This window comes from Methyloterricola oryzae, from assembly GCF_000934725.1.
Classification (GTDB): Bacteria; Pseudomonadota; Gammaproteobacteria; order Methylococcales; family Methylococcaceae; genus Methyloterricola; species Methyloterricola oryzae.
In genome coordinates this window covers 700,452-725,330 of the sequence record NZ_JYNS01000001.1, presented here as the reverse complement: position 1 = coordinate 725,330, position 24,879 = coordinate 700,452, and the positions used below count along the sequence as shown (strand labels likewise).

Annotated in this window: 24 protein-coding genes; 12 read left to right on the top strand and 12 right to left on the bottom strand. The window is 62.8% G+C overall.

Features of this window, described 5'->3' with window-relative positions:
* Nucleotides 1-23 precede the first annotated feature (23 nt).
* On the bottom strand, nt 24-1,001 hold the full coding sequence (locus EK23_RS03225; protein WP_158002436.1) for an AI-2E family transporter: 978 nt from the start codon (nt 999-1,001) through the stop codon (nt 24-26).
* A gap of 295 nt (nt 1,002-1,296) precedes the next feature.
* Between EK23_RS03225 and cysM the strand changes: the two genes are divergently transcribed.
* The 4 genes from cysM to EK23_RS03205 all read left to right on the top strand — a co-directional run bounded on the left by cysM (nt 1,297) and on the right by EK23_RS03205 (nt 4,743).
* The gene (gene cysM, locus EK23_RS03220) at nt 1,297-2,187 is read left to right on the top strand and encodes a cysteine synthase CysM (RefSeq protein ID WP_045223765.1); all 891 of its coding nucleotides are present in this window, start codon (nt 1,297-1,299) and stop codon (nt 2,185-2,187) included.
* A gap of 30 nt (nt 2,188-2,217) precedes the next feature.
* A complete protein-coding gene (rlmD, locus tag EK23_RS03215) occupies nt 2,218-3,549 on the top strand; it encodes a 23S rRNA (uracil(1939)-C(5))-methyltransferase RlmD (protein ID WP_045223764.1) in 1,332 nt (443 codons plus the stop codon).
* Nucleotides 3,549-4,040 carry a L,D-transpeptidase gene (locus tag EK23_RS03210; RefSeq protein ID WP_045223763.1) on the top strand — a complete coding sequence of 164 codons (492 nt, stop codon included), beginning with the start codon at nt 3,549-3,551 and terminating at the stop codon, nt 4,038-4,040. The genes rlmD and EK23_RS03210 overlap by 1 nt, the downstream gene beginning before the upstream one ends.
* A 196-nt stretch (nt 4,041-4,236) precedes the next feature.
* Nucleotides 4,237-4,743 (top strand): hypothetical protein, encoded by a 507-nt coding sequence (locus EK23_RS03205; RefSeq protein WP_158002435.1) that lies wholly within the window; start codon nt 4,237-4,239, stop codon nt 4,741-4,743.
* A 14-nt stretch (nt 4,744-4,757) separates the two neighbouring features.
* Here the strand turns inward: EK23_RS03205 and dtd are convergent, their stop codons facing one another.
* From dtd to EK23_RS03180, 5 genes are all read right to left on the bottom strand, one after another.
* Nucleotides 4,758-5,207 carry a D-aminoacyl-tRNA deacylase gene (gene dtd, locus EK23_RS03200; protein ID WP_045223761.1) on the bottom strand — a complete coding sequence of 150 codons (450 nt, stop codon included), beginning with the start codon at nt 5,205-5,207 and terminating at the stop codon, nt 4,758-4,760.
* A gap of 9 nt (nt 5,208-5,216) precedes the next feature.
* Nucleotides 5,217-5,537, bottom strand: coding sequence for a rhodanese-like domain-containing protein (locus EK23_RS03195; protein ID WP_045223760.1), 321 nt, complete (start codon nt 5,535-5,537; stop codon nt 5,217-5,219).
* 43 nt (nt 5,538-5,580) lie between these two features.
* Nucleotides 5,581-6,468 carry a succinate--CoA ligase subunit alpha gene (gene sucD / locus EK23_RS03190; RefSeq protein ID WP_045223759.1) on the bottom strand — a complete coding sequence of 296 codons (888 nt, stop codon included), beginning with the start codon at nt 6,466-6,468 and terminating at the stop codon, nt 5,581-5,583.
* Nucleotides 6,469-6,476: 8 nt separating this feature from the next.
* Nucleotides 6,477-7,649: an ADP-forming succinate--CoA ligase subunit beta gene (sucC, locus tag EK23_RS03185; RefSeq protein ID WP_045223758.1), complete on the bottom strand. Its 1,173-nt coding sequence runs from the start codon at nt 7,647-7,649 to the stop codon at nt 6,477-6,479.
* 88 nt (nt 7,650-7,737) lie between these two features.
* Entirely contained in the window at nt 7,738-8,706 is a 969-nt protein-coding gene (locus tag EK23_RS03180) for an HpcH/HpaI aldolase/citrate lyase family protein (RefSeq protein WP_045223757.1), read from the bottom strand.
* A 416-nt stretch (nt 8,707-9,122) separates the two neighbouring features.
* Between EK23_RS03180 and EK23_RS03175 the strand changes: the two genes are divergently transcribed.
* From EK23_RS03175 to ffh, 4 genes are all read left to right on the top strand, one after another.
* Nucleotides 9,123-10,031 carry a hypothetical protein gene (locus tag EK23_RS03175; protein ID WP_045223756.1) on the top strand — a complete coding sequence of 303 codons (909 nt, stop codon included), beginning with the start codon at nt 9,123-9,125 and terminating at the stop codon, nt 10,029-10,031.
* Between the two features lie 149 nt (nt 10,032-10,180).
* Nucleotides 10,181-11,131, top strand: coding sequence for a prolyl aminopeptidase (gene pip / locus EK23_RS03170; RefSeq protein WP_045223755.1), 951 nt, complete (start codon nt 10,181-10,183; stop codon nt 11,129-11,131).
* Nucleotides 11,128-11,706, top strand: a complete 579-nt coding sequence (locus tag EK23_RS03165) for a UbiX family flavin prenyltransferase (RefSeq protein WP_045223754.1) — start codon at nt 11,128-11,130, stop codon at nt 11,704-11,706. Before pip ends, EK23_RS03165 begins: the two co-directional genes overlap by 4 nt.
* A gap of 135 nt (nt 11,707-11,841) precedes the next feature.
* Nucleotides 11,842-13,200 carry a signal recognition particle protein gene (gene ffh / locus EK23_RS03160; RefSeq protein ID WP_045223753.1) on the top strand — a complete coding sequence of 453 codons (1,359 nt, stop codon included), beginning with the start codon at nt 11,842-11,844 and terminating at the stop codon, nt 13,198-13,200.
* An 8-nt stretch (nt 13,201-13,208) separates the two neighbouring features.
* On the opposite strand, the gene EK23_RS03155 is transcribed toward ffh, so the two are convergent.
* Nucleotides 13,209-14,108, bottom strand: a complete 900-nt coding sequence (locus EK23_RS03155; protein ID WP_082053881.1) for a thermonuclease family protein — start codon at nt 14,106-14,108, stop codon at nt 13,209-13,211.
* Nucleotides 14,109-14,233: 125 nt separating this feature from the next.
* On the opposite strand from EK23_RS03155, the gene EK23_RS03150 reads away from it, so the two are divergent.
* From EK23_RS03150 to EK23_RS03140, 3 genes are all read left to right on the top strand, one after another.
* Entirely contained in the window at nt 14,234-14,695 is a 462-nt protein-coding gene (locus EK23_RS03150; RefSeq protein ID WP_097990827.1) for an FKBP-type peptidyl-prolyl cis-trans isomerase, read from the top strand.
* 22 nt (nt 14,696-14,717) lie between these two features.
* On the top strand, nt 14,718-15,077 hold the full coding sequence (locus EK23_RS03145) for a (2Fe-2S) ferredoxin domain-containing protein (protein WP_045223751.1): 360 nt from the start codon (nt 14,718-14,720) through the stop codon (nt 15,075-15,077).
* Between the two features lie 70 nt (nt 15,078-15,147).
* Nucleotides 15,148-15,828 carry a hypothetical protein gene (locus EK23_RS03140; protein ID WP_052807871.1) on the top strand — a complete coding sequence of 227 codons (681 nt, stop codon included), beginning with the start codon at nt 15,148-15,150 and terminating at the stop codon, nt 15,826-15,828.
* Between the two features lie 64 nt (nt 15,829-15,892).
* On the opposite strand, the gene EK23_RS03135 is transcribed toward EK23_RS03140, so the two are convergent.
* The 4 genes from EK23_RS03135 to EK23_RS21445 form a co-directional block, all read right to left on the bottom strand.
* The gene (locus EK23_RS03135) at nt 15,893-18,853 is read right to left on the bottom strand and encodes a bifunctional diguanylate cyclase/phosphodiesterase (RefSeq protein WP_052807870.1); all 2,961 of its coding nucleotides are present in this window, start codon (nt 18,851-18,853) and stop codon (nt 15,893-15,895) included.
* 265 nt (nt 18,854-19,118) lie between these two features.
* Entirely contained in the window at nt 19,119-21,575 is a 2,457-nt protein-coding gene (locus EK23_RS03130) for a heavy metal translocating P-type ATPase (RefSeq protein ID WP_045223750.1), read from the bottom strand.
* Nucleotides 21,576-21,582: 7 nt separating this feature from the next.
* Nucleotides 21,583-22,185 carry a hypothetical protein gene (locus EK23_RS03125; protein WP_045223749.1) on the bottom strand — a complete coding sequence of 201 codons (603 nt, stop codon included), beginning with the start codon at nt 22,183-22,185 and terminating at the stop codon, nt 21,583-21,585.
* Between the two features lie 59 nt (nt 22,186-22,244).
* Nucleotides 22,245-22,604: a hypothetical protein gene (locus EK23_RS21445; protein ID WP_052807869.1), complete on the bottom strand. Its 360-nt coding sequence runs from the start codon at nt 22,602-22,604 to the stop codon at nt 22,245-22,247.
* 272 nt (nt 22,605-22,876) lie between these two features.
* Here EK23_RS21445 and EK23_RS03115 point away from each other — a divergent pair, with 272 nt between their 5' ends.
* The gene (locus tag EK23_RS03115) at nt 22,877-23,359 is read left to right on the top strand and encodes a hypothetical protein (protein WP_145998540.1); all 483 of its coding nucleotides are present in this window, start codon (nt 22,877-22,879) and stop codon (nt 23,357-23,359) included.
* 49 nt (nt 23,360-23,408) lie between these two features.
* On the opposite strand, the gene ubiD is transcribed toward EK23_RS03115, so the two are convergent.
* Nucleotides 23,409-24,872, bottom strand: a complete 1,464-nt coding sequence (ubiD, locus tag EK23_RS03110; protein WP_045223980.1) for a 4-hydroxy-3-polyprenylbenzoate decarboxylase — start codon at nt 24,870-24,872, stop codon at nt 23,409-23,411.
* Nucleotides 24,873-24,879 lie beyond the last annotated feature (7 nt).

Below are 24,879 nucleotides of genomic sequence, written 5' to 3'. Positions count from 1 at the left end.
CGTACTGCGAGTCGGCGGCGCTCTCAGGCCAGCGGGTCCGCCCTCTGCTCCAGCCACTCGCGCCACACCGCCAGGCTGATCGCCAGCACCACTGGCCCCAGGAACAGGCCAATCAGGCCAAACTGGGCCAGCCCTCCCAGAACACCGAAAAACACCAGCAGAAACGGAATCTGCGTCGCACCGCTGATCACCAGGGGGCGAATGATGTTGTCCACCCAACTCACCACCAGTCCGCCCCATAAAGCCAGGGAAAGAGCCTGCAGGTGCTGCCCCGAAGCCAACAGCCAAAGGCTGGCGGACACCCAGGCTACCGGCGTGCCAAAGGGGATCAGGGCCAGGAACATGGTGACGATGGCCAGGAGGATGGGGGCCCCGATCCCGCTGAACCAATAGCCGATACCGGCGATCGCGCCCTGGCCAATGGCGGTGAGCACGATGCCATACACCACCGCCTTCACCGTGGCTTCCACCGTGCTGAAATAGTGCTCCATCCGCGCCCCCAATACCTGGTGCAGCAGCGTGCGAACCTGCATCAACAGTCCCGGGCCGTCGCGGTAGAAGAAGAATACGGTCAGCAGGGTGAAGCCGAGCTTGACCGCCAGGTAGCCCACATCGCCCAGAATGGCGAAGATATTCCCGGAAAAGTGCTGTAGCCAGGGGGCCACCCTTTGCTTCAGTAGTGCGCGAAGATCGTCGAATTGCGCCAGCTTCGCTGCGGCTTCGCTGCCCACATAGGGAATCCGAGAAATGAAATCGGGCAGCGTGGGCTTCGCATCCAGCCAGCCGGGCAGGTTGCGAAAGAATTCCATGATCTCGCGCTGGGACAGGATGCTGGCCCAGATCAGCGGAACGACGATGACGGAGGCGATGGCGACGGTCATCACCAGGGCCGCGCTCGTTCTGTGCCCCCCGAAGGAAAGGCTCAGGCGCATGAAGGCAGGCCAGGTGACATAGACCAGTATGGCGGCCCAGCCCACCGGCACGATGAAGGGCCTGAGCACGAGGTAGGCGAGGGCCAGCAGGAAGGCGAGGAGCAGGCCGGGGGTGATGTAACGGGTCAGTTGGTCGATGGCGGCTTTCTCCTGAGCGGGAGGCAGGTGATGGGAGAGGTTTGTACCTCAGCCCCTGGCGGTTCGCAACGCCCTCGAGCGGCCACTACATTTGCCACGAGGTCCATGGAACGCCGATTGCTTTTTCACGCTTGCGGTTCCGCCGGTTCAGGGTGGAACCGGTATAATCTTTCACCATCGGAGGGCCGCGAGCGGCCAGTCTCCCAAAGTATCGAGATCCGGTCCCATGAATTTTCCCACCATCGAAGCCTTTGTCGGAAACACGCCCCTGGTTCGCCTGCAGCGGCTACCGGGTGAGACAAGCAACACGATCCTGTGCAAGCTGGAAGGCAACAACCCGGCCGGGTCCGTCAAGGACCGGCCTGCCCTCAGCATGATCAAGCGCGCCCAGGAGCGCGGCGAGATTACGCCCGGCGACCGCCTGATCGAAGCCACCAGCGGCAATACCGGCATTGCCCTGGCCATGGCGGCAGCCATCATGGGCTACAAGATGACCCTGATCATGCCCGACAACATGAGCGCCGAGCGCCGCGCCAGCATGCGTGCTTACGGCGCCGATATCATCCTCACCCCCGCGGCGGGGAGCATGGAGGCGGCCATCGATCTGGCGCGGGCCATGGAGGCACGCGGCGAGGGCAAGGTGTTGGATCAATTCGCCAATCCGGACAATCCCAGGGCTCATTACGAAGGCACCGGGCCCGAGATCTGGCGCGATACCCAAGGGAAAGTCACCCATTTCGTCAGTTCCATGGGCACCACCGGCACCATCATGGGCACGTCCATGTACCTCAAGGAGCAGAATCCCGCCATCCAGATCGTGGGCGTACAGCCGGAGGGGGAGTCCAAGATCCCCGGCATCCGCCGCTGGCCGGAAGAATATCTGCCCAAGATCTACCAGGCTTCGCGGGTGGACCGCATCATCGACATGGGTCAGGTGGAGGCGGAAGACACCACGCGAGCGCTGGCCGCCCGGGAGGGCATCTTCGCCGGCGTCTCCTCCGGCGGTGCTGTGGCTGCAGCGTTACATCTGTCAGCGGAAGTCGAGCACGCGGTGATCGTGGTGATCGTCTGCGATCGGGGCGACCGCTATCTTTCCACCGGCGTGTTTCCAGACTGAGCCCAAAAGCCCTCAAGACCAACCTGCTGAATGTCCAGACGTCCCAAGCGCAAGCCGCTGCCTCAAACACCCTTCGGAGCCCGCGTCGAATCATTTGCCCACGATGGCCGCGGCGTCAGCCATGTGGACGGCAAGGCGGTTTTCATCGATGGCGCCTTGCCCGGTGAGGACGTGCGCTTTGTGTACACCCAGATCCGCCGCGATTTCGCGGAGGGGCGGGCGGTGGAAATCCTTGAGCCTGCGGCGGAGCGCGTAGCGCCGCGCTGCGCCCATTTCGGCGTCTGCGGCGGTTGCAGCCTTCAGCATCTTGCCGAGGGCGCCCAGATTCAGGAGAAGCAGGCCTTGTTGCTGGAACAGTTCCGGCGTCTGGGCAAGGTGGAGCCGGAGGCTCTATTCGAGCCGCTCATCGGGCCCCACTGGGGCTACCGCCACAAGGCCCGGCTCGGCGTCAAATGGGTGGCGAAAAAGGACAGGGTGCTGGTGGGCTTTCGCGAAAAGGCCAGCGCCTTCATCGCTGAAATCGAGCAGTGCCCCGTACTGCACCCGGCGGTAGGCGAGCACCTGACCGATCTTGCCGCGATGATTGCCGGCCTGAGCATCCGTGAAAAGCTGCCGCAGATCGAAGTGGCGGTGGGCGACGTGCGTTGCGCCCTAGTGTTCCGGGTTTTGCAGCCGCCCTCGTCCGAGGATCTGGAGCGGCTGAGCGCCTTTGGTGAGCATTACGCGTTCGACATCTATCTGCAGCCCCAGGGACCTGACTCGGTTTTCCCGCTGCATCCGCAAACGCCGCCGCCGCTGACCTATGCCCTGCCGGCCCATGGCGTCGAGTTCCGTTTCAAGCCCACCGACTTTACCCAGGTCAATGTGCAGATCAATCGGCAGATGGTGGATCGGGTGCTGGAACTGCTCGATCCGCAAGGCCATGAGACGCTCCTCGATCTGTTCTGCGGCATCGGCAACTTCACCCTGCCGTTGGCGCGCCGGGCCGCTCAGGTCGTGGGCGTGGAGGGTGGCGCCGAGGCGGTGGCCAGGGCGCGAGAGAACGCCGAGGCCAACGGGCTGGCCAATGTCCAGTTCCACGTTGCGGACCTCACCCAGCCCCAGGATCAGGCGGCCTGGGCTACCGCCCGTTACGACAAGGTGCTGCTGGACCCTTCCCGCGCCGGCGCGCTGGAAGTGTTGCAGTACACAAAAAAATGGCAGGCGCGGCGCATCGTGTACGTGTCCTGCAACCCGTCCACCCTGGCGCGCGATGCGGGCGTACTGGTGCACGAGCATGGCTACCGATTGCTGAGCGCGGGGGTCATGGACATGTTTCCCCATACCTCCCACGTGGAATCCATCGCCCTTTTCGAAAAGTGATGGAAATTTCAGGCGCCTACCTGAGGGTGAGCATTCCCGAGCAGCGCCTGGAATTGCTGGAGGGCGGCCGGGCGGTGATGGATTACCGCGTTTCCACCGCACGCAACGGGCCGGGTGAACTGCGCGGTTCAGAGTGCACGCCGCGCGGCTGGCATGTCATCCGTGCGCGCATCGGCGAAGGACAGCCGGCCGGCAGCGTTTTCGTGGGGCGCCGACCGACCGGGGAAATCTACACCCCGGAACTGGCAGAGCAATTCCCGGGACGCGACTGGATCTTGACCCGCATCCTCTGGCTGGGTGGCATCGAGCCCGGCTTCAACCGCTATGGCCCGGTCGATACGGCCTGGCGTTTCATCTACATCCATGGTAGCCCCGACTCCGGGGTGAGCGGCGAGCCCGCCTCCCATGGCTGCATCCGCATGACATCTCAGGATGTCCTAGACTTGTTCTCTCGCGTCGCTGCAGGTACGCGCGTTCAGATTGTGGCTTGAGCCGTCAGCCGGCTTTACAGAACGGCTCCCATGGCCCCGGCCTGTTTCTGAAAACCGCCGAAAATCAGTTGGATGCTTCCAATGGCATGCCCTCTGCCTTTCCCTGCACGTCGCGTTCGACGATTCATGATTGGTCAGTATGTGGAGTTGTATGAAAAAAACGCTTATAGCTGGTATTGCGATTTTCGGATTTGGCTTGAGTGGGGCTGCCATGGCGGCCTCGTCGGTGGCCGGGAAGACATTCGACTTGACCGGGAAGTTTGGCGGGAGCGTAAGCGCGGCCTGCAAGATTGGCGGTTCCCGCAGCCAGAAAGTTGCCGCAAAAAAGAGCCTGACGGCTCAGATCACCTTCAACGAGGACGGGACTTTCACCTGGTCCAACGACACGCTGGGCATAGGCGTCGCGGACGGCACCTGGACCCAGAAGGGTTCCAAACTGGATCTGGATTTCGATGATCCCGCCGCGTTTTCTTTTATCTGGATGTACGGGGCGTCACTCACGACGAGCATCCCGGGTGGCAGCGCCACCGGCAGTCCGACCAAATACGCCTTCGGCGGCACCATCAACGGGAAAGGCACGAGCCTCAGTGTCGTCGAATCCGGCGGGTTCAAGATCGACGCCAGTGCTGCGATGGGTGGAGGCAGCAACGCCTGCAAGTACAAGTACAGTGTCAACCGCAAGTACAAGGGAAATAGCCAATAGCTCTTCTAGGGGTTCTACTCCGGCGCCACGCGCAGGTGAAAGGTGACTGGCCCATCATTCACCAGTGACACCTGCATGTTGGCGCCGAAGCGGCCCGTCCGGACCTTCTGCGGATGGCGCTGCTGCGCCTGGTTGACGAAATAATCGAATAGCCGCCGGCCCTCTTCGGGGGCCGCGGCGGGCGTGAAGCTCGGGCGCGCGCCTTTGCGGGTGTCGGCTGCCAGGGTGAATTGCGAGACCAGCAGCAGCTCGCCACCGATATCGGCCACGCTCAGGTTCATGCGGTCCTCGGCATCGGGGAAAATGCGATAGCCCAAGATGCGCTCCAGCAACCGATCGGCTTGGCTTTCCCCGTCGCCTCGTTCCACCGCCACTAGCGCCAAAATGCCCTGGCCGATGGCGGCGATGCTTTCACCTTCAACGGCGACTGCTGCTTGCGTGACGCGCTGGATCAGTGCGATCACAGCCCGCGTTTAATAGGTGGGCATGGACGGTTCGACTTCCGCCGCCCAGGCCGCGACGCCGCCGCTCAGGTTGCTGACATTCTTGAAGCCACGGTTGATGAGGAAATTCGCCACCTGGGAACTGCGCATGCCGTGATGGCAGATGACCACGATTTCCTGCTCCGGGTCCAGATCCTCCTGGCTCAGGAAGATGTGTTCCATGGGCATGGAGACACTGCCCTCGATGTTGCAGTAGCGGAACTCGATGGGCTCACGCACGTCCAGCAACAAGGGGGCGGGTCCCTCCTGCTCCAGTCGCTGCTTCAGTTCTGTCGGGGAGATCTGCTGCATTATTCAAACCCTGTCGTTGGGATGTGATGGGGTAAACCAATCGTCAGGCGGCCAGGCCGTTTTCCTGCACGGCCAGCAGCACTGTCTGGCCGATATGGGCCGGGTTGCGCGCCACGTAAAGTCCAAGCGCTTCCATGGCGTCCATCTTGGCGCTGGCGGTGTCCTCTTCGCTGGAAATGATGGCGCCGGCGTGACCCATGCGGCGTCCCGCGGGAGCGGCAAGGCCCGCGACGAAGCCGACCACGGGCTTTTTCATGTTTTCCTTGGCCCAGCGGGCGGCCGCCACTTCCTGGGGTCCGCCGATCTCGCCGATCATGACCACGATCTCGGTTTCCGGGTCGGCCTCGAAGGCCTTGAGTACGGTGACGAAGTCGGTGCCATTGATGGGATCGCCGCCGATGCCCACCGAGGTGCTGATGCCGAGCCCCAGGGCTTCCATCTGCTCGGTGGCCTCGTAGTTGAGGGTGCCCGAGCGGGAGACGATGCCCACATTGCCTTTCTTGTAGATGTGGGACGGCATGATGCCCACCTTGCATTCGTCCGGGGTGATGATGCCGGGGGTGTTGGGACCGACCAGGATGGAATCCTTGCCGATGCGGTAGCGCTGCAGCCGGATCATGTCGTGGATCGGGATGCCGTCGGCGATGGTCACTACCACCTTGATGCCGGCGTCGATGGCTTCCATCAGGGCGTCGGCGTTGAAGGCCGGCGGCACGAACACGGCCGACACGTCAGCACCGGTTTCGGCGACTGCTTCGGCCACAGTGTCGAATACCGGCAGACCCAGATGGGTGGTTCCGCCCTTGCCGGGGGTTACGCCGCCCACCACGGTGGTGCCGATGCGCATGGCGTCCTGGGCATGGAAGGTGGCATGCTCCCCGGTAAAGCCCTGGAAGATGACTCGTGAATTCTTGTTGACGAATACGCTCATGGTTGTGCTTACCCTTTGACGGTCGCGACGGCCTTGGCGGCGGCGGCGTCCAGATTTTCCGCGGTGATGAAGGAAAGGCCCGACTCGGCCAGGATCTTGCGGCCTTCTTCCACATTGGTGCCGGCAAGACGAACGATCAGGGGTACCTGGATCTGGAGGCTGTTGCAGGCCTGGATCAATCCCTGGGCGATCCAGTCGCAGCGGTTGATGCCGGCAAAGATGTTCACCAGGATGCATTTGACGTTGGGGTCTTGCAGCACGATGCGGCAGGCGTTGGTCACTTTCTCCGGGGAGGCGCCGCCGCCCACGTCGAGGAAATTGGCGGGACGCCCGCCATGCAGCGTGATGGCGTCCAGGGAGGCCATGGCCAGTCCCGCGCCGTTGACGATGCAGCCGATATTGCCGTCCAGGGCGATGTAGTTGAGGCCGTGTCCCGAGGCTTCCACCTCTTTGGGGTCTTCCTCGGCCAGGTCGCGCAACTCGGTGATCTGTTTCTGCCGGTACAGTCCGTTGTCATCGAAATTGAACTTGGCGTCCAGCACCATCAGCTTCTCGCCTTCGCCGGTATTGACCAGCGCGAGGGGATTGATCTCCGCCTGCAGGGCATCCTTGTCGCGCATGCAGCGGTAGATCGCCTTCATCAACTTGACCGCCTGCGGCATCAGCTTGCCCTTCAGGCCGATGGCGGTGGCCACCTTGCGACACTGGAAGTCGCGCAGGCCGATGGCCGGGTCGATGACTTCCTTGACGATCTTGTCCGGACTGGTCTTGGCCACGTCCTCGATATCCATGCCGCCTTCGCTGGAGGCGATGATCGTGATGCGCTGGGTACCCCGGTCGATCACGAAGCCCAGGTAATACTCGTGCCGGATGTCGCTGGCCTGCTCGATCCACACCCGCTGCACCACCGAGCCTTCCGGGCCGGTCTGATGGGTCACCAGGCGCGTGCCGATCATGGCGTCGGCGGTCTTGCGCACATCCTCCAGGGAATTAACCACCTTGACGCCGCCCGCCTTGCCGCGACCGCCCGCGTGAATCTGCGCCTTGACCACCCACCGCTCGCCACCGATCTCCTCCGCGGCTTGTTCGGCCTGGGCGTCGGAATAGGCGACGCTGCCGACCGGGACGGACACGCCATAGGACTTCAGCAATTCCTTCGCCTGGTATTCATGGATATTCACGGGATGCAATCTCCTCTGGGATCAGGGGCGCGCCACCCGGCGGGCCCGGCAATTAGGGGCTGGGAGTCGGTGGTCCAGCCCAAGGGGTTTACGCGGCGGTGCGCGCCTCGATGGTTTTCATCTGGCGCACCACATTTTCCGCCATGCGGATGGAGGCGGCGTCGATCAGGCGGCCGTCCAGGGACACCGCGCCCTTGCCTTCCTTCGCCGCCTGTTCCATGGCTTCGATGATGCGGTAGGCTCGTGTCACTTCCTTTTCGGTGGGTGTGAAGAGCTCGTTGCACAGGGCTACCTGGGAGGGATGAATGGCCCACTTGCCCTCGCAGCCCAGGGCGGCGGCCCGCCGCGCGGCGGCGCGGAAGCCTTCCGGGTCGCCGAAATCGCCAAAGGGGCCGTCGATGGGGCGGAGCCCATAAGCCCGGCAGGCGGCGACCATGCGCGAGATGCCGAAATGCCACTGATCGCCCCAGTGATAGGCGCGGGTGCCGCTTTCGTTGGCGTCGGTGAGCATGCCGTAGTCCGGGTTGGCGCCTCCGATGTTGGTGGTGCGGGCGCGCACCGAGGCGGCGTAGTCGGCGACGCCGAACACCATGGCTTCCATGCGCTCGGGACAAGCGCGGGCGATTTCCTCCACGTTTGCCATCCCCATGGCCGTTTCGATCAGCACATGGATGTTGATCTGCTTGTAGCCTTTATAGGCTTCGATCTGCGACAGCATGGTGGCGACGAAGTAAACGTCGGCCGCCGAGCCCACCTTGGGTATCAAAATGGTGTCGAGCTTGTCGCCGCAGGCTTCCACCACCTCGACCAGATCACGGTAGGCGTAATGGGTGTCCAAACCGTTCATGCGGATGGAAACGGCGCACTTGGACCAGTCGTGGGTGTTCAGCGCCTCGATGATGTTGGCCCGCGCCAGTTCCTTGTCGTCCGGCGCGACGGCGTCTTCCAGGTCCAGGAACACGATGTCGGCGCCGGCGTCCGGAGCCTTTTCAAGCATTCTTTTATTACTGCCGGGCACCGCCAGTTCGCTGCGGTGTAATCGGTCTTTTACAGCCATGTCATGCCTCAAATTGAAAAATGCGCCACCGGCGGGCTCCTACCATGCGAGTCCCGCACACAAGATTCCGGGGTAGTCGGTCGAAAGGGCGGCGGCGCGGGAAAAATCGCTGTCGCCACCGTGGCAAATGGCGCATTATAAACCCTGGGCACTCCATTTTTCCTCTTTTTGTATGAGCAATAGTCAGTTAAGACGGAATGGGGTGTCCGCAAGACCCTAAAAATAAGGTTAAACCGTTTTCCACAGTGTCGCGGAATGGAACCATTAGTGTTTTAGCACGGGCTTAATCTGTGGCGTAATTGCATACAGTCGTTGTTGTAATGAAGAAAGTCTGCTACATTTCCGCCGTACAGCAACTAACTGTTGCTCCGTTACAACGGATACAACAATCCATAACGTTGAGGGAGGGTATATCCATGAAAAACAATAAGAATGTTCTGATCACCGCGGCGGTTGCGGCCGCTGTCTGTGTGGTGGTTCCTGGCGCCGCTTTCGCGCACGGTTCCAAGTCCAGCCGATCTGCCGTGTCGTCTTCGACCTCTGCCCAGTCTGCCCTGGAGGCGCGCCTGGAGCAGATGGAAGCCGAAATGCAGGCGCTGCGCGCGGAAGTCGCCAAGTCCCGCGCAGAGAGCCGCGCGACGGAAGAAAAAGTCGAAGCTCATTCTCAGCAGGTTCAGCAGAAGATCGCCGAGGTTGAGGAGCATGAGGAATCCCATCATGATCTGCTGTTCTTCCGCGGTGGTTATGCCAAGATGGAACATGGCCGCGGCTACGGCTCGCAAGCGCCTGAGACCCTGCTCGTCAACAACACCAATGGCGACAACGATGGCTGGTACGTGGGCGCCGGTTTCGACCACAACCTGACCGACAACGTGTGGGGCCTGTGGGACGGCGCCGAGATTGACGGCGAAGTCATGTTCGAGTACATGAACTTCGGTACCGGCACGAATACCCTGATTGCGATCAACTCCACGGCGCCGGTCACCGGCACCATCGAGAACAAGATCACTCAGTTCACCCTGACCGCGTCGCCGAAAATCAAGTTCAAAGGCCTCGGTGACTTCAGGCCGTGGATCATTCCGTTCGGTCTGGGCATCAACGTCATCAGCCCGCCGTCCAGCGGCGTTACGGTGCTCAACCCCGGCCTGATGCTGGGCGCTGGCGCCGAGTACAAGATCTGGAAGGATCTGTATGCCGGTCTGGACTTCCGCTATCAGTTCACTGGTGGCGACCTGAACTTCAAGAGCAAGGGCGGTGCCGTTCAATTGAAGGGTGTGGACACCGACGGTCTGACCACCGGCGCTTATCTGGGCTTCGGTTTCTAAGGTCCTCGCCGGAACACCGGTCCGAGAAAAGGGGGGGCAACCCCCCTTTTCTGTTTTATATCCCCCGCCGGCTTCGCCGCAAAAGCGGCCGCGCGCAGGTGCTGTCCCTGTGCTAACCTAGCGGACTTTTGGCACTCCAGAGTCCCAGGATGAACGAACTCTATCCTCTCATCGAGCCCTACGCGGCATATCTACTCGACGTGGACGGCGGTCATCGGGTTTACGTGGAGGAATGCGGCAATCCGGAGGGCTTGCCGGTGGTCTATTTGCACGGTGGGCCAGGTTCCGGCTGCCGTTCATTCCACCGCCGCTTTTTCAACCCCGCGAAATACCGCATTATCCTGCTCGATCAGCGCGGCGCAGGCCGTTCCCTCCCCGCCGGGAGCACCGAAAACAACTCCACGCCGCATCTTATCGGTGATCTGGAAGCGATCCGCGCCCGCCTCCAAATCGATCATTGGCTGATCTACGGTGGCTCCTGGGGCAGTACCCTCGGCCTCTTGTACGCCCAGGCCCACCCGGAAAGGGTAACCGGCATGGTGCTGCGCGGGAGCTTCCTGGCCCGGCAACGGGATCTGGATTGGTTCATCGGCGACGGCGTAAGACGCATCTACCCCGAACGCTGGGCGGAGTTCATGGCGGCCATGCCAGCGGAAGCCTCCCACGACGTGATCGGCGCCTTGCATGGCCTTTTGCTGGGTGCAGACGAATTGGCCCAGCGCCGCGCCGCGAAGGCCTGGACCCTGTGGAGCGAGCAGATCGCACAAGGCTCAGGATTTGAGGCCTCGGATTTGGACAAGCAGCAGCCGGCCGTCATGCTGCAGAAAGCGCGGATCGAACTGCATTACGCGCGCAACCGCTATTTCATCGAGGAAGATCAGATTCTGCGCCATTGCGAGTGTCTGCAGCATCTGCCGGTGATCCTTATCCACGGCCGGCGCGATCTGGTCTGTCCCATGGAAGCCGCGTTTTGCCTCAAACAGGCGTTGCCACAAGCCGAGTATTGGGCCTTGCCGGACTCCGGTCACCTTCCCGTGGGCGAGGAGATGATCGACGCCCTGGTCAGGGCCACCGACCTCATGGCGGACCGATTGGGATGAGCGTGAAGAAGCGCATCGTCATCGGCATGACCGGTGCCACCGGCGCCGTCTACGGACAGCGAATCCTGGAGGTGCTGCGTGAGTTGGGTGGGTACGAGACCCACCTGATCGTGTCCACGGCGGGTTTCATCAACGTCCACCACGAACTGGGTCTGAAGCGCAGCGAAATTCTCGCGCTGGCGGACGTCAGTCATGACGTCAATGATGTGGCGGCCAGCATCGCCAGCGGCGCTTTCAAGACCGAGGGCATGATTGTGGCGCCTTGCTCCATGAAGACCTTGGGCTCCATCGCCCATGGACTGTCCGACAACCTGATTGCCCGTGCCGCCGACGTAACCTTGAAGGAGCGCCGCCGCCTGGTCATCATGCCGCGAGAGACTCCCCTTAATCTTGCCCATATCCGCAATATGGCCAGTGTCGCCGAGATGGGCGGCATTGTGTTCCCGCCCATGCCCGCCTTTTACGGAAAGTCCAAGACCTTGGCCGAATTGGTGGATGAATCGGTAGGGCGCGTGCTTGGATTATTGGGCATCGAGGCAGAACTTTTCGCGCCCTGGGAGGGCCTGCGGGGCTGAATTGGATGCTGTGGAAAAAAATCGTCCCTTGACACGCCGTCAAGGTTAAAATGTCCGGCCCGCCATTCCGGGCCAGATTTTCGGTCGACGCGACGCCGCCGACCCATTTTAGTTGCCATCGCACAGGTATTATCGATGTTTGACAACCTTACCGAACGCTTAAACGACTCCTTAAAGAAGATCCGCGGCCAAGGGCGGCTCACCGAGAGCAACATTCAGGACACGCTGCGCGAAGTGCGCATGGCCCTGCTGGAGGCGGACGTGGCGTTGCCGGTGGTCAAGGATTTCATCGAGCAGGTGAAGGAACGCGCCCTGGGCAACGAGGTGGGCAAGAGCCTGACGCCGGGCCAGGCCATGGTGAAGATCGTTCATGAGGAACTCAAGACCATCATGGGCAAGGCCCATGAAAAGCTGAGCCTGGCCTGCCAGCCCCCGGCGGTGATCCTCATGGCCGGCCTGCAGGGTGCGGGCAAGACCACCACGGTGGCCAAGCTGGCGCGTTGGCTGAAGGAAAACGAGCGCAAGTCGACCCTGGTGGTCAGCGCCGACATCTACCGTCCGGCGGCCATCGAGCAGTTGCAGACCCTGGCGGGCGAGGTTAAGGCGGAGTTCTTCCCCAGCGATCCCTCGCAAAAGCCGGTGGACATCGCCCGTAATGCCATCGAGTACGCCCGCAAGAAATATATGGACGTGGTGATCGTCGACACAGCTGGCCGCCTGCACATCGATGAGGAGATGATGGCGGAGATCAAGGAGGTGCATGCCGCGATCAAGCCCATCGAGACCCTGTTCGTGGTGGACAGCATGACCGGCCAGGATGCGGCCAACACCGCCAAGGCCTTTCATGACGCGCTGCCCCTCACCGGCGTGATCCTCACCAAGACCGACGGCGACGCCCGCGGCGGCGCGGCCTTGTCCATCCGCCACATCACCGGCAAGCCCATCAAGTTCATGGGCGTGGGCGAAAAGACCGCCGCGCTGGAACTGTTCCATCCCGACCGTCTCGCTTCCCGCATCCTGGGCATGGGCGACGTGCTCACGCTCATCGAGGATATCGAGAGCAAGATGGACAAGGAGAAGGCCGAGAAGCTGGCCAAGAAGATCGACAAGGGCAAGAGCTTCAACCTGGAGGATTACCGCGATCAGCTGCTCCAGATCAAGAACATGGGCGGCGTCATGTCCATGCTGGACAAGTTGCCGGGCGTGGCCAACCTGCCGGCGGCGGTGAAGGAGAAGGTCAACGACAAGGAGCTGTTTCAGCAACTGGCCATGATCAATTCCATGACGCCCAAGGAGCGCAAGAGCCCGGACATCATCAACACCTCGCGCAAGCAGCGCATCGCCACCGGCTCCGGCACCGACGTGCAAGACATCAACAAGATGCTGAAGCAGTTCGAGCAGATGCAGAAGATGATGAAGAAGTTCAAGAAGGGCAACATCCTCAACATGATGCGCGGCATGAAAGGCAACATCGGGCGGCGCGCGCCTTTCTGAGGCGCTTGTCAGTCCAGTCTCACCAGTGCGCCGGGATGGCGCACGGTGACGGACAGCTTCCCTTGCCGGTAGGCGACCCAGCCTCTGACCTCGACGCGTCGATCCAGGTAGCTCCGGATTGACGGGAACAAATGGAGGTCCTTCCCCGGAATCCTGATTTCAAGCCCCTCTCTCAGCACCAGGCGCGTCTGACCTCGGCCGGTAATAGTCGAAGCGACGTAACCCACCAGGCGCTGCCAGCCAGATTCCTCGCGGGCCCCCGACGCCGGCCTCGGCTGATAAGCCGCCATGGACCACAGGCCGCGATTGGCCCGCTGCGCTTCCCGCTCGGCTTCTAACATCACATTCACGTACTTCAAGTCCGGCGGAAAAATATCGGTAGTGGCCAGACCTTCGCGGATCAGCGCCAAGTTGATGTGGGTGCCATCGGCCAGGAACACGTGGGCAAGACGCCTGCCATACTTGTCCCTCGGCGTGGCATCGAATTCCAGGCGGACCGTGCGGCCGGCAAGCTTGCCGGCGAGCCAGGCCTTGGCTTCCTCCGCGCCGGCTTCGGTGCGGCGGCCTCGATGTGCCACTTCCGGCGTGTTGATGCCCAGGAGGCGGATTTTGTCGCCGTTATCGAGTTCGATGGTGTCGCCGTCATAGATTTTCGCCACGCGCCCGCTGAGTGGCGGAGTTTGGGCGGCGTCGGAAGCCAAGGGCAGCCGGTCCGCGCCAGGTGCCGGCCGGTCACCGTAATGCACTTGTCCCCGTGCGTCATGCCAGCGGAAGACCTGACCCTGCGCCGCGTGGACAGTCAGGCAGGCCAAAGCCAAAGCGCCTGACAGCAGGACCTTGGCGGGGACAAAGGCGTGCGGCGGGTCGGGTAAACCCTTGCCGGACGCTCGGTTGAAGCGATGGGGCATGGCGTGAAAGAATAACGCACCTCAGCCTGACCCGGAAACTCGAAGGGGCCATGCCGCAGCGGCATAGAGTTCTCTCGCAGGCATTCGGCAGGCCGATGATTTTCATACAGCGAAGCGGATGGTGCATGAATAAACGAGGTGGATTGGCCGCGCTCATCGCGTGGGGACTTTTGGCGGTGGTAACGGCTTGCACACCGGGTGACCCGGAACAGAACAAGAAGGACGGCGCGGCGTATCTGGCCGAGAACGCCAAGAAGCCAGGCGTCGTGACCACGGCGTCCGGCCTGCAGTATCAGGTTTTGACCGAGGGAAGCGGGCTCAAGCCCGAGGCGAAGGACAGCGTGACGGTGAACTACAGCGGTTCGCTGATTTCAGGCAGCGAATTCGACAGCGGCGAGGGAATTACTTTTCCCCTGGGGGGCGTGATTCCCGGTTGGACCGAAGGTTTGCAACTGATGAAGGAAGGCGCCAAGTACCGGTTCTTCATTCCGCCGGCGTTGGCCTACGGTGAAAGCGGGGCCGGACGTGTCATCCCGCCCAATGCGACCCTGGTCTTCGACGTGGAACTGGTCAAGGTGAACCGTTGAACACGGCGCCGGAGTCCTGCCAGTGAGCACCGTGCAGGAAGACCTGCAGCGGGCGGCCCAGGCGCTTGAACTTTCCGGCATACGCCGGCACATTTTCCTGTGCGCGGATCAGAGCAAGCCCAAGTGCTGTGGACGCGAGGCCAGCCTGGAAGCCTGGAACTACCTCAAGCGGCGGCTGGCGGAACTGAAGCTGGAGGGACATGGCGGGCTCTACCGCACCAAGGCCAATTGCCTGCAAGTCTGTGTGCATGGTCCTGTGGCGGTGGTGTACCCGGAGGGTGTCTGGTATCACTCCTGCGCGCCTGATGTCTTGGAGCGCATCATTCAAGAACACCTGATCGGTGGGGTGCCGGTCGACGAGTTTCTGATCGGCACGCATTGATGAATGCAGCGGGCCGGTCGCGGGAAGTGGTCCAAACGATAAGCAGAACGAGGATAGGAGAGGCAAAGCGATGAAATCATCAAAGCTTCAGAAAGCGGTCGGGTTGGCGCCGGTATTGCTGTTGGGCCTGTCGAGCCTGTCCGCGCCATGCGGCGCAGAAGTGGTGCCGCCGGTCCCGCCCAAGACCGGGAACGAAATGCCGGTGATCTCCGATGCGGCGGAAAAGAAGATCCTGGGTCATCTGCAGGAAACCAGCCTGTCGCGCCTCAAGGGCTGGCCGGGCATGATCTTTTTCTGCGCGGCGGATGAGGGCAACAATCCGGCTTTGAAGACCTTGTGCCAGGAGACCTATACCGTGCTGGAAAGTCTCGCGGCGCAGAACAGCGTCAAGTTTCATAAGGCGCGTCACGCCAACGACATGATGCTGCTGCCACATCTGACCGGCCGCCTCAAGCTGCTGGTCGAACTCATTGGGACCGATCCGGCTGCCTCGCCCGCGGCCATCAGTGCGCGCATTTCGGTGCTCGCCCACTACACCGGCGCCGTCAACCGTTACGCGGACCTCAGCCTGGGTGACATCTCCGCCGACAAGCATCCGCTGAATGTTCCCCAGCATGTGGACGGCATCCTGTGGGAGAGCAACATCATTCGCGCGGGCGCAAGGCCCGACGAGCTGGTGGGCCCAGTCCGCGACAGCATCGCGGAGCAACTGAAGGTTTTTTTCGCCGACTACGCCAAGGCCAACCAGTGAGTGTCTGATACCGAGAGGAAGCGCTGGCGCTCGCCCGCGCTTCCGGCCGGCACGCAGCAATGCTTCAGTTGATTGCCGGGCTTTCGTCGCTGTTCAGCCAGGTGGCGCTGGGCATGCCGATGTGGTAGCCCTGAGCATAATCCACCCCATATTCCTCCAGCATCTGCAAGATCGCATCGTTCTCCACAAACTCGGCCACGGTCTGCTTGCCGTAGGCCCGGGCAATATCCACCATGGCGCGCACGAAGATCTGGTCGTCCACGCTGTCCGGCAGATTACGGATGAACGCCCCGTCGATTTTCACGAAATCCACCGGGAACTGCTTCAGGTAATAGAAGGAGGCGAAGCCGCTGCCGAAGTCATCCAGGGCGAAGGAGCTGCCCAGCGCCTTGATTTCATTGACGAACTGGCGCGCCTGCGAGAAATCCGCGACAGCCGCGGTCTCAGTGATTTCGAAGACCACCTGGCGCGGGTCGGCTCCGGTATCGGAAAAGAACGTGGCGAAGTCGTCCAGCAGCTTGCCGTCGGCGATGCTGAGCGCCGAGAGGTTGACCGACAGGCTCACATGGGCGTGCTCCGGAGCCAGCCTGGCCAATCGCTGCAAGGCCGCGCGCACCACCCAGCGGTCCAGGTCACGGATCAGGCCGCTGCGCTCGGCGATTTCCAGGAACTGCCCCGGTGAGGCCAGCCGACCATCCTCCATGCGCAGGCGCAGAAGCACCTCATAGCGCGATACATCGCTGTCGCTGATGCGCATGACCGGCTGGAAGAACAGCTCGAAGCGGTCCTCGGCCATCCCGCGCTTGATCTGCTCCTCCCAGGTCATCCATTCCCGCAACCGCTCCTTGGCCCGCTCCTGAGGGGAGAACACGTGCCAGCCGACGCGACCGTTATCCTTGGCCTGGTACATGGCCAGGTCGGCGTTGACCAGCAGGTCGTTGCCGCTGGACGCGCCGATGTCCGGGAACAGGGCGATGCCGATGCTGGCGGAGACCCGCCGGTTGATGTCCTCTCCCGGCAGGGCGATTCCGGCGAGGCGCTGGTTGATGCGCTCCGCGGTGGCGATCGCGCCGCCCTCGTCCGCGTCCAGCATGGCAATGGCGAATTCGTCGCCCCCCAACCGGCCAATCAGGTCGCTGGCCCGAAGTACCTTGCGCAATTCGTCGGTGACCAGCAGCAGCAGGTTGTCACCTGCCTGGTGGCCGCTGGTGTCGTTCACATATTTGAAGCGGTCAAGGTCCAGATATAGCAGGGCGCCCCTGAGCCCATAGCGCGTGGCGGTGTCCAGCATGCGCTCCAGTTCCAGATGGAAACGGCGGCGGTTGAAGCAGCCGGTTAGCGGATCATGATCCGCCAGGAAGGCCATCTTGGCTTCGTTGCGCTTGCGCTCGGTGATGTCCAGGCCCACCGAAAGCAGCGCGCTCTCACCCTTCTCCTGGCCCTCCAGGCGGGTGTGAATCCAGGAAATTTCCCGCTGCTGCCCGTCGGAGCAGACCAGGGCGGCTTCGTGCCTCAGGTGCTTCTGATGGGTGTCGAGCAGGTTCAAGTAGCGAAACTGCAGGTCGTCGTGGTCGGGTTGCAACAAGGGGGAACCGATGAGCGTCATGCTCAGCAGGGTTTCCTCGTCATAGCCGGCCAAGGCCTTGCCGTAGCGGTTGACGGTCAGGATGCGGCCCGCGCGATCACAGGTGACGATGATGACCTCGGCATGCTCCAGCAGGCTGGATGCGAACGCGCGTTCCTGGCATATCTGGCGCAGGGCTTCATGCAGGGAGCGGGTGCGCTCGTCCACGTCTTTCTCCAGGGCCTCCAGGCGCTGGGAGAGAGAGAACGCGGTGTGGTTGAGCACATCGATCTCGTCGTGGAAGCCGCGGTTGCGGCGCAGCTTGACGCTCTGTCGCAGCTGGGCGAAGGCACCCTGGCCCAGCAAAGGTATGGCCCCTACCGTCTGCAGCAATCGCTTCAGGGAGTGGCCGAGGAGAAAATAGAGCAGGGCCAGGGACAGCAGCCCGGCGGCCAGGGTCATCAACAGGGCCCTGCGCGCGGTTTCCGTGGCAACGGCCAGTTCTGTGCTGATGTCTTCCAGCACCACCAGGTGAATTCCCTTGCTCTGGTTATCCGGTGCCAGATGCAGGCGCGCCGCCTCGTAAGTGCGGCCGTTTACTTCGATGCGTTGACCGTTGATTAGGTCGTCCAACGGTGCATGTGCCGCAATGCGTTTGAGCACCGGCAGGCTGTTGGCCGCATTGGAGGCAGCCTCGACCCGCACGCCCCAATTCGCGCGAAACACATCGGCCGGATCGCTGGAAGGTTGGGATACGTCGGCGAGTACGGCGATGTCCGCGGCGGCGGTGTTGTGAAAAGTGAGCACGGTGTCAGCCAGGGACATGCCGACGGCGAACAGCCCGACCACCCGGCCACCCACCAGGACCGGCACCAGGGCCTGGATGCGGCAACTGGATGCGCAATTGATGAGGCTTACGGCGGATTCCTGCTTGAGGGATTTGCGCAGGGCTTCTATCCAGGCCGGAGAATCGGCGGTGTCCTCGTTCCGCGAAACGCTGCCCCAGCGCAGCACATCGTGGCCGTCCACATCCAGATAGCGAGCGTCTTCCAGCCCCATGTCCAGCTGGAATGCGGGCCAGAATTCGTCGAAGCGGTCGCGCAAGGCGTCCAGATCATGCTTGGCCAAAGGCCGTCGAATACGGGACAGGACCGGAAGGGAAACCGCGACTTGTTCCAGGTATTGGCGTTGCTGGCGCACCAGGCCATTGACCTGATGGCTGTACGACGCGAGCTTGACGCGCCGCGACTCGTCGTAGCGGTTCAGCAGATAGCGGTGAAAGAACTGCGCCGAGAGAGTGCTTAGGGTCAGGGTCAGCAGCAGCAGGCTGAACAGCAGCTTCCAGCGCAGGCTCAGAAATCGCTGGGAGCGCCGTGTGCGGACATGCGGCCATACCTGCAAACCGCTCTCCGGTCCGGTGATGCCGCCCGCACGGTCCTCAACGTCGCGCTTCACGGACATGCGTAACGCGGAGATGGTCGGAAATGGCTCGGCATCATGGATAATCCGGCGGCGGTGGTTTTCGGGTCAAGTCCTTAGGTTCGAATCAGCACCGTGCGAGTCCGGTATTCCAGAAGCGGTGTCAGCATTGGAAGCACCGCGGACCTGCGGCTATTGAGCACTCAAAATGGAGAAGGGAAGGGGCGGGCCGGCCCATCTCCGTCGTAAGTGTAGAAGGTGTTGCACAAAAGCAAAGTTGGGGCGTGGGGAAATACCGCCCTGGGGTTCAGCGCTTGCGCTGCAACCTGAGCGAATTGAGCACCACGGACACGGAGCTGAGCGCCATGGCGGCGGACGCCAGCATGGGACTCAGGCGTCCCGCGGCGGCCACCGGAATGGCCACGGTGTTGTAGCCGAAGGCCCAGAACAGGTTTTGACGTATGACGCGCAGGGTGAAGCCGCTCAATTCCATGGCTTCGGCCGCCTTGGCGATATCGCCGTTGACCAGGGTCAGGTCGGCGGTCTGCATGGCCACGTCGGTGCCGCCGCCGATGGCCAGGCTGACGTCCGCCGCCGCCAGGGCGGGCGCGTCATTGATGCCGTCGCCGATCATCCCCACGCGCTCGCCGCGCGCCTGCAGGGAGCGGATGATCTCCAGCTTGTCCTCGGGCCGGGCCTGGGACACGATCTCGTCGATGCCCACCACCTCGGCCACATAATTGGCGGTCGCGGCCACATCGCCGGTGGCCATGAGCGTCTTGACACCCAAGGCGTGCAATTGCGCGATGGCGTCGCGGGCATTCTCCCGCGGCTTGTCGGCGATGCCAAACACGGCGGCCGGCTTGCCATCGCGGCTCATGAATACCGGCGTCTTGCCTTGCGCGGCCCATTGCTCGGCGATCGGATCGAGCTTCTTCGTGGGCACGCCGTTCTCGCTGAGCCAATGGCGGTTGCCGATGAGCAAGGTATGGCCGGAGGCTTTTGCCTTGACGCCGCGGCCTGGCTCGCTGATGAAATCCTCAGGATCGCCGAAGGCAAGTTCCTGGCAGCGCACGTGGCTGACGATGGCCTTACCCAGGAAGTGTTCCGAATGCAGTTCGCTGGACGCGGCCAGGCGCAGGATCTCGCTGTCGCGCACTCGCGTGATATTGCGGAAATCCGTGACGACGGGCTTGCCTTCGGTGATGGTGCCGGTCTTGTCGAACACGATGGCGGTCAGCTTGGACGCCATTTCCAGGCTTTCGCCATTGCGAATGAAGATGCCGCGCCGCGCCGCCTGGCCGGTGCCCACCATGATCGCGGCGGGGGTCGCCAGTCCCAGGGCGCAGGGGCAGGCGATGAGCAGCACCGTGATGGCGGTGCCGAAGGCCTGGGCAGCACCGCCGCCGGCGGCGATCCAGCCAAAGAAGGTGAGGCCGGAGATCACCATCACCGAGGGTACGAAAACCCCGGAAACCTGGTCCACCAGTTTCTGGATGGGCAATCGGCTGGCCTGGGCCTGGTCCACCATGTGGATGATTCCGGCCAGCACGGTGTCGGCGCCCACCGCCGTGACGCGCACTTGCAGCGAGCCGTTGCCGTTGATGCAGCCGCCGGTCACCTTGTGTCCGGCTTCCTTGACCACGGGCATGCTCTCGCCGGTGAGCATGGATTCGTCTACGGTGGACAATCCCAGGGCCACCTCGCCGTCGGTAGGAATGCGCTCCCCGGGGCGCACCAGCAGCAGGTCGCCGATCTGCACGTCGTCGATGGGTACCGCGAATTCCTGCCCGTCACGCAGCAGGGTCGCCGTCTGCGGCTGCAGGTCGATGAGCTGGCGGATGGCCTCGTGAGCCTGGCCGCGGGCGCGCTCATCCAGATAGCGGCCCAGCAGGACGAAGGCGACGATGCCGGCGGCGGCCTCGAAGTAGAAATCGCGCCGGCCGCGCAGCAGCGCGACCAGGCTGTAGCCGTAGGCGGAACCGACGCCAAGGGACACCAGGCTGTCCATGTTGGCCGAGCCCTGGCGCGCCAGCTTGAAGGCCTTGTCGAAGAAAGGACGTCCGCTCCACAGCACTACCGGGGTGGTGAACAGCATTTCCAAGAAGCCCACCAGCCGAGTGTGCGGCGCTGCCATGCCCAGCACGATGGCCGGCAGGCTTAGAAGGCCCGCCCAGAAGAAGCGTTTCCAGGCATCGTTGATTCGCGCCCGCTCCCGGGCCAGCTGCAAGCGGCGCTGCGAGAGGCTGTCCATGGAATGCGCCTCGTAGCCCAGGCCGCGAATGCGCTCCTGCAGCTCGGCCTTGCTCATGCGGGCGCGCACCTGCGCCGTTTCGGTGGCGAAATTGACATTGGCCGTGGCGACACGCGGATCGCGCCGCAGCAGCATTTCGATCAACAAGCCGCAGGAGGCGCAGGTCATGCCATCCAGCGCCAGGTTGAATTCGTGTTCCGGCTCGTCGCCCACCACGGTGGCATCCCCCGCGGAGGAGGACAGGCAGGCGGTGCCCAGGTTGCCCAGCACTGTGTCCAGCAGCTTCAGGAGCTTGGTTTTGTCCAGTCGCGCCTGGTCGAAATGCACCACCGCGCAGCCCAAGGCTGGCACCATGCGCACATGCTGGATGGCGGGATGCTTACGCAGCAGGATTTCATAGACATAGCAGCGCTCTAATTGCTTGCGCAGGGAGGGCGCCTCGATGCGGACGCGCCGACGAGTCTGGTGGACGAGCTGGCAGTGCTGCAGGGGAACGGTGCGCGGATCCATGACCGCCTCAGGAGGATTTGGGTTTCTTGGAGCTGACCAAAAGGTAGATCATATAGAGAGAGGCCAGCCATTCGTAGCGGTGTTGCCAGGGGCGTTTCAGCCACTGCTGGGTGATGAGTGTCCAGTGGGTCTTGATGAGGTAAAGGACCAGGATGTCGGTGAGAAACTCGCCTAAGAACTTGCTTCGCTCGGGCGAGGCCTGCAATTTGCCGCCCAGTTTGTCCTGCAGGACGATGCGCAGGGCGGCGAGGGTTTCCTTCAGTTCCTGTGCTTTCGCATCGGCCCATAGCCTGGCCCGTGTCATCGTCGAGCCCGCGTGGGACGCCGCCAGCCCGGTGCCTCGTTCCGGTTCCAGGCTGGCCTGGGTCTCGCTGATCAGGGCGGACAGAGCCGCGGCCAATGACTTGAAGCCTATCGTCTCCTCGGCAAAGCGAATGGAAAGCTTGCGCTGACGGGTTAGCAATTCGATCCGGGTCACGCCCGCCTGCCGTTTCAGGCCGGCGCGCAGGCGTTCAGCCGCGTCCGGCTGGCACAGGGCCTTGGGCAGGGAGAAACGCACGTGCCCGGGTGCGCGAAAGCGCAGAACGACCTGTCGTTGTAGGGAGGGCATGAAGGGCCGGGGTCAGATATAGGTTGCCAGTGGGTCGCCGACGTTGCGATAGTGGCCCATCAATCCGTGCTTTCGCCGCTCTCGGCGACGATGTCTTCCAGGTTTTCCCTCTGCTGCAGGACGAAGTCCTTGCCTTTCTCCGCCACCAAATTGGCGGCCCCGATGATGTCCTTGCGGTGCTTGTGCACCATGTAACCCACGGCTATACCCAGGCCAAACAGCACCCATGGATTTCGCAGGAACCTGCCGGCAAAGGAAGCCGCCGTGGCCGTGGCCGCCGTTTTGGGCACATTGTGGAAGGAGATGGCCGAGGCCGCTTGGGGCACGTTGTGGAAGGAGATGGCTGGGGCCGCTGTCGCGGCGCCTGCTTCTGCTGCGTGCTGCACGGCCGCTTTGGCCGCACCGTGTATGTGTGCCATGTTCTTATTCTCCGAGTTTGGGACAGCATGCCGGCTTGGCCGGGTCTCGTCGGCATTATCATGAATGCACGGGCGTCTGTAAATCGCGAGTCCGCCGCCACGGCGCGGCGGATGCTGGGCTTGCCGTCGCCAGGAGAAGGGTTCAGACTAGCCAAAATCCCGGCACACGGGTCGGGGTTTTCTAAGCTCTGCGTCGCCCGGATAGGCGCCTGCCGGCACCGGGCTATCGGGGGTACGTGAACACATAACTATTAGAAATGGGGAGGCACACCATGAACTCTTCAGACTCCGTGGCATTGCTCAAAGATCTGCTCGGTCAGGACATCCAGGCCCGGCCCTTGCTGATCATCGTCATGTCGGCCCTGTTGGCTATCATGTTCTTCTACGTGCTCAAGCGCCGCATGAGCGAGGCGGCCTTTGCCGGCGATGCAGGTCGCGGCGAAGTGGTCGTGCGCGAGCCGCCCTCCCGGCCCGTGGCGCAGCGCGAAACGGCTCGGTCCGCCCAAGCCGCACCGCCTGTGGTGCTGGAAGACAAGCCCTTGTCCCTGATCCCGCAGGACTCCATATTGCGCCGGCATTATCTGGCCCATGTGCAATACATGATCGAGACGGTGACTTTCCCTCGGCCCAGCGAAAGCGTCCTGCGCCGCCATTACGAGCAACTGATCGCGGCGGAACTCGAAAGCTGCATTAGCGACGAGGGCTACCTCAAGGGATTGCTGCGCCGCTTCGAGGATCAGGCCAGACACGCCTAGCCCTTGCCTTTGCGGGGCCGTTCACAGCGGGCGGCCTCGCACCCCGGGCTCAGATTCCGAGACTGTCCCAGATATCGTCAACCCGCTGCTTCACCTCGGTGCTCATGGCGATGGGTTCGCCCCATTCGCGGCTGGTTTCTCCGGGCCACTTGTTGGTGGCGTCCAGGCCCATCTTGGAGCCCAGGCCCGAGACCGGCGAGGCGAAGTCCAGGTAGTCGATGGGAGTGTTCTCGATCAGGGTCACATCCCGCGCCGGGTCCACCCGCGTGGTGATGGCCCAGATCACGTCCTGCCAGTCGCGCACGTTCACGTCGTCGTCGGTGACTATGACGAACTTGGTGTACATGAACTGGCGCAGGAACGACCAGACGCCGAACATCACCCGCTTGGCGTGCCCCGGATACTGCTTCTTCATGCTCACCACCGCGAGCCGGTAGGAGCAACCCTCCGGCGGCAGGTAGAAGTCGACGATCTCCGGGAACTGCTTCTGCAGGATGGGTACGAACACCTCGTTCAGCGCCACGCCGAGGATGGCCGGCTCATCCGGTGGCCTTCCGGTGTAGGTGCTGTGGTAGATGGGGTTCTCCCGCTGGGTGATGCATTCCACCGTGAACACGGGGAACTCCTCCACCTCGTTGTAATAGCCCGTGTGATCGCCGAAAGGACCTTCGGGCGCCGTCTCCCCCGGGTAGAGGAAGCCTTCCAGCACGATTTCGGCGCTGGCCGGGGCCTGCAGGTCGCTGAGGCGGCATTTCACCACTTCGGTCTTGTCGCCCCGCAACAAGCCGGCGAAGCCGTATTCCGACAGGCTGTCCGGCACCGGCGTGACCGCGCCGAGGATGGTGGCCGGGTCTGCTCCCAGGGCAACGGCCACCGGGAAGGGTTCGCCGGGGCGGGCCTTTTGCCAGTCCCTGAAATCCAGGGCGCCGCCGCGATGGGCCAGCCAGCGCATGATGGTCTTGTCGCGCGCGATCACCTGCTGGCGGTAGATGCCCAGGTTCTGCCTTTCCTTATGGGGCCCTCGGGTGATGACCAGGGCCCAGGTGATCAGGGGGCCGGCATCACCCGGCCAGCAGGTCTGCACCGGATAACGGCCCAGGTCGATGTCCGATCCCAGCAGCACGGCCTCCTGGCAGGGCGCGCGGGTCACCACGCGCGGGGCCATGTTCAGCACCTGCTTGAATACCGGCAGCTTGCTCAGGGCGTCCTTCATGCCCTTGGGCGGGTCAGGCTCCTTGAGGAAGGCCAGCAGCTTGCCCACTTCGCGCAGGGCTTCCACCGAGTCCTCGCCCATGCCCAGCGCCACGCGCCGCGGCGTTCCGAACAGATTGCCCAGCAGCGGCACCGAGTAACCCTTGGGCTGCTCGAACAGCAGGGCAGGCCCGCCCTGCCGGAGGGTGCGGTCGCAGATCTCGGTGATTTCCAGGCGCGGGTCCGCCGGATAGGCGATGCGCTTGAGTTCGCCCTGGGTTTCCAGTTGCGCGATAAAGTCTCGCAGGTCGCGGTATTTCATCAGATGA